The 5028-nt window shown below is 47.1% G+C and carries 6 protein-coding genes; 5 read left to right on the forward strand and 1 reads right to left on the reverse strand.

Features of this window, described 5'->3' with window-relative positions; all coding sequences use genetic code 11:
* Window positions 1-2162: ATP-binding protein (locus RMO35_RS23045; protein ID WP_309744726.1), on the reverse strand; the 2162-nt coding region annotated here is incomplete at its 3' end.
* A gap of 326 nt (window positions 2163-2488) precedes the next feature.
* On the opposite strand from RMO35_RS23045, the gene RMO35_RS23050 reads away from it, so the two are divergent.
* The 5 genes from RMO35_RS23050 (at window position 2489) to RMO35_RS23070 (ending at window position 4805) form a co-directional block, all read left to right on the forward strand.
* A complete protein-coding gene (locus RMO35_RS23050; RefSeq protein WP_309744736.1) occupies window positions 2489-2797 on the forward strand; it encodes a DUF2499 domain-containing protein in 309 nt (102 codons plus the stop codon).
* A gap of 158 nt (window positions 2798-2955) precedes the next feature.
* Window positions 2956-3288, forward strand: coding sequence for a DUF3593 domain-containing protein (locus tag RMO35_RS23055; protein WP_309744728.1), 333 nt, complete (start codon window positions 2956-2958; stop codon window positions 3286-3288).
* A gap of 1 nt (window position 3289) precedes the next feature.
* Window positions 3290-3778: a 2-amino-4-hydroxy-6-hydroxymethyldihydropteridine diphosphokinase gene (gene folK / locus RMO35_RS23060; RefSeq protein ID WP_309744730.1), complete on the forward strand. Its 489-nt coding sequence runs from the start codon at window positions 3290-3292 to the stop codon at window positions 3776-3778.
* Window positions 3779-3825: 47 nt separating this feature from the next.
* Complete coding sequence (locus RMO35_RS23065; RefSeq protein WP_309744732.1) at window positions 3826-4371, forward strand: NUDIX hydrolase; 546 nt, start codon at window positions 3826-3828, stop codon at window positions 4369-4371.
* Between the two features lie 311 nt (window positions 4372-4682).
* Window positions 4683-4805: a hypothetical protein gene (locus tag RMO35_RS23070; RefSeq protein ID WP_309744734.1), complete on the forward strand. Its 123-nt coding sequence runs from the start codon at window positions 4683-4685 to the stop codon at window positions 4803-4805.
* Window positions 4806-5028 lie beyond the last annotated feature (223 nt).

Raw genomic sequence — 5028 nt, forward strand, 5'->3', positions numbered from 1 at the left:
AAGAAAAACGTACTACCTTGTCCCCACTCACTTTCAGCCCAGATCCGTCCCTGATGCTGCTCGACGATCGATTTACAAATTGCCAGCCCCAAGCCAGTGCCGCCCTTGTCGCGCGAGTCAGAGCTATCAACCTGTTGAAAGCGATTGAAAATGGTTTCGAGTTTATCAGCGGGAATGCCGCGTCCGCAATCTCTAATCGCAAAGCAGATCTGGCGAGTGTTACTGGTGGGAGCCATTCGCACTGAGTCGAGTCTGCCTGCCCGCTCGGGCATCGGTTCGTTAATCTGCGTGACAGCGATCGAGACGCTACTATTAGGGGGAGAAAATTTCATAGCATTACCGAGCAAATTTGTCAATGTCTGGACGATCCGATCGGGTGCCACCCAAATCTCCAGGGGCGGACACTCTAGCACCAGATCCACTCCCGCCGCCGCCGCCGAGCCAGTCATGACATCGATCGCGCGTTGGATGAGCGTATGGGCATCGCACCACTCTTGCTCGATCGAATTAGAATGTGCATCTAACTTATCCAGATCGAGGATATTATTTACCAAGCGCACCAAGCGTTCGGTTTCGATCGAGGCAATCTCGATCATCTGCTTCATTTGCTCCGGTTCGTCATCCATCAAACCCATTGCCAGTAAGCCCAATGCGCCCTGCATCGAAGTTAGTGGGGTGCGGAGTTCGTGGCTGACAATGCCGATGAATTCGTCTTTGAGTGTTTCGACTGCCTGACGCTGCTCCATTTCGGTATTGAGCAGTTGCAGCGTCATTTCTGCTTGTTTGCGTTGTGTCAATTCGAGCTGGGCTAGGGCAAATAGATCTGCTTGCTGAATGGCGATACTGAGTTGATTGCTCAGTTGTTTGACTAGATCGATTTCGGAAGGTTGCCATTGGCGCGGTGCCGAGCAGTGGTGAGCAGTAAGTAGTCCCCATAATTCCTCTCCTTTGAAGATGGGGACGACGACATTTGCCCTGGCTTGAAAACTTTCTAGCAGCACCAGATACCAAGCATCGATTTCGACAGTGTAGATGTCGGCATTTTGAGTAACTACTCCTTGCCGGAAGTCGTCCAGATACGATTCGATGTAAGTATTGGAGATTTGGGTGGTGAGGATCTCTTTCCAACCCATCCCCACCGACTCGACAATGGCTGTCGCTACCCAGTCGGGAGCAAATTTGTAGATAGTAACTCGATCGGTTTGGAGGAACTGTCGCACTTCATTGACAGTAGTATTTAAGATTTCTGGCAAATCGAGCGAGCGGCGAATTTGCACCGTCATATCTAGTACCAACCGCTGGCGTTCCAATTGGTTTTGGAGTAACTGCTGGGCTTGCTGGCGGGCGTCGATATTCACGACAGTCCCGATCGTCCGAATCGCCTCGCCAATGGCATTAAAATACACCTCTCCCCGCGTCTCGATCCAATGAATGCTTCCATCTGCCCAAACGATCCGAAACTGATGGCACAGGCTGGTATGAGACTCGATCGATTCCACGACACATTGATGCACCATTGCCCGATCTTCGGGATGAATACAGCGATCGAAAGTTTCATAATTGCCATCAAAACTTCCCGGAGCTAAGCCAAATAACTCTTCATGTTCGCGGTTCCATTGAATGTGTCCATTCAACAGATTCCAATCCCAAATCCCCATCTGTGCGGAGGCGAGTGCCAATCGCAACTGTTCTTCTTTGTGATTTAATACTTTCAGGTGTCGATCGTTTTGAACCTGGAGATCGGCGACTTGACGCAGTAGTTCGCCTTGTTTGATCGCATGATGCAGCGACAGTCGCAAGTTTTCAATGGTTAGTACTGATTTGCTCAGATATTGTTGAGCGCCAGATTCGATCGCTTGACTGGCTAGGTTCTCTTTGTTGTACTCTGTTAGCAGCACCACGGGGAGATCGGGTTTCTCGATCTGCTGTTGCAGCGCGTGCAAGAACTCCAGCCCATTCATGTCTGGCAAGATATAATCGAGCAAAATCGCATCGGGTTTGGCGATTCGGTATTGCTTCAATCCCTCTGCACCCGTCTCTGTCTCGATGATGGTGTAGTCATAGCGATTGTCTTGGCTCAAATAATCTCGTAACTTACTGCGGTACGATCGAGAGTCCTCGACAATCAAAATAGTCCGCGATTTGTCGTGCGTCATGTCCATTTTTGGCTAGTATCTAAAATCTGGCATATCGTCGATATCTAAGCAGATGCGAAACGTTACTGGTTATATAATGCCCAAAAGCGATCGGGTTGGCTCAGCTTCTGGAAAGATGGGAGTTGGGAGTTGGGAGTTGGGAGACTGGGGAACTGGGGGACTGGGGGATGGGGGACTGGGAGACTGGGGGACTGGGGGACTGGGAGATGGGAGATTGGGGAGTCTAAATAGTGACTGAATTTGTGCTGCTTAGTAATAGATATTTGACAGTGGGGATTCTGGGGGCAGAGATCTTCGGTACACTTTTAGATAAGTATCTCAACCCTAGATCGATGCACGTACTCTCGATTCCCACTTGGATTATTCATATTTCTAGCGTCATTGAGTGGATGACGGCGATCTGGCTGATTTGGCGCTATGCTGAGGCAAGTGGTAATCTGGCATGGCGGAGTCTGTCGTTTGGGATGTTACCTGCACTGGTGAGTGCGATGTGTGCTTGTACGTGGCATTTTTTTGATAATACGCCCACGCTAGAGTGGCTGGTGACTCTACAAGCAGCGATGACGGTGGTGGGCAATGGCACGATGTGTCTGGCTGCTTGGCAGATTAGTAAACAGTCAGTAGTGAATAGTGGATCGTGAATAGTGAATAGGGTGGGCACTGCCCACCAGCTAGGATTTAAGCAATTTCTATCTATTAATTATTTGCAAATAAGTAGATAGATCGCGTAGGGTGGGCAGTGCCCACCAGCTATGATTTAAGCAGTTTCTATCTAATAAATATCTGAATGTAGCTACTTATGCCCTCATTAATTGAATTAATCTTTTCTAAAGAAACATTATTTGCAGTGTCTTTATTTCCATACTTGGGATTTTTGTGGTTTATGACCAAAAAAATTCCTACTCCCAAGGTGGCGCTAATTGGATTTTATCTAACTTTATTATTTGTAGCGGTAACAATTCCCATTGGGGCTTACGCTCAATTAACTTTGCATAAGTCTTTAGCAGATGTCGATCTGCTACATGGTGGTGCCGAGTTTTTTTTAACGCTATCGAATATCACGATCGCGATCGGTTTTAGTCAGGCTTTGAAATCGACTAAACCCAAATCTCAACCATCGGCAGATCGATAAGATGGCAAATATTCCAGCTTGCGCGATCGGATTAGGGAGTAATTTAGGTGAGTCGTTGGTAATTTTAACTGGCGCGATAGAGAGACTAAAAATACATCCGCAAATTAAGCTTTTAGACGTTTCTAGCTGGTATCATACTGCCCCGATCGGGCCACCGCAGCCAGATTATTTGAACGGTTGTGCGACCGTTGAGACTAGTCTGAGCGCATTAGAATTATTGAGTGTCTTACAGTCGATCGAGACTGAGTTCGGACGGGTGCGAGGTGAGGTGTGGGGAGCGCGGACTTTAGATCTAGATTTATTGTTATATAGCGATCGAGTTATCGATTTGCCGACTTTACAGGTGCCCCATCCGCACATGTGCGATCGCGCATTCGTCCTCGTACCACTAGCTCAAATCGCACCCGATTGGCTCGAACCAAAATCGGGTAAATCGATCGCTACCCTTGTCGCCAAGCTAGAAGATTCGGATGTTAAGTTAGTTAGATAAGATATAAGATTCAATTATAAGCTATTAATTAATTATTAATTAAAATCATGCCTTTAGGAAACGAACCAGCAAAAGTTATCTCCAATAAATTATGTTATCAAGGACGTAAATTTTCTTTTAATGTCGATCGAATCGAGCTTCCTAATGGTGCAATTGGGGAATGGGAATCAATTCATCATCCTGGCGGTGCGTTAGCAGTGCCGATTACGCCTGAAGGTCAATTAGTCTTAGTCAAACAATATCGCTTTCCGACTCAGGGACGTATTTTAGAGTTCCCGGCGGGGACATTGGAAGTAGGTGAAGATCCCGCCGAAACGATCGCGCGGGAGCTACAGGAGGAGACGGGATATCGGGCGGAAAAATGGCAAAAATTAGGTGAGTTTTTTCTGGCACCTGGTTATTGCGATGAGATTATTTATGCTTTTTTGGCACAAGATCTGGCAAAATTAGCCGTTCAACCTGCGGGTGATGATGACGAAGATATCAGTGTTGTTTTGATGACGCCAGCCGAATTTGAGGCGGCGATTGATGCTGGCGAACCGATCGATGCTAAGTCAATTGCGGCTTATTTTCTAGCGCGGAAGTTTTTGTAGAGTTGGGAGTTGGGAGTTAGGAGTTAGGAGATTGCCAGACTATAAAGCATATTTCCGATCGAGCTAGTACTAGTACCGTGCAGCACAAATTAAATCACATCACCATTGAGATCCTCCTATCTCCCATCTCCCAACTCCCATCTCTCATCTCTTTCTAACTAGTCATTCAACTGGATCGACTGGGATGGTTGCCGAGTCTTGACGATCGACGATTTTGCGTCAAGAATGGTTAACGATCGTTGCAGATCGGGGAGCGATCGCTCGATAATGAAGATGCTAGTGCCATATAACCTTCAGAGTTATTTTAGATTATGAGCGTTCAACTTATCTTACCAATTCTGACTATTCCCTTCATTCTGGGCGCACTATTTTTTGGCACCCGTAATGGCTTCTATGATTCGGACAAATATCACGGAAACGGCTCGGCTCACTAAATAAGCGAACTGCCGTTGGCGTTGTCTACTATGGGCGAGCGCCCAGATATCTATAAAAGCAGCGGATTTATCCTGGACTTTCCCCTTGTCTACGCGACCTCAACCTAGTAACGAAGATTTGGTCTGCCTTCCCTATGGCGTGGGTCATGGTGATGAAGGCGTGTGTTTGTTAGTCAAGATGGGGCCATATCGGATCTTATTAGATTGTGGACTGACGGATATA

The organism is Chamaesiphon sp. OTE_20_metabat_361, from assembly GCF_031364565.1.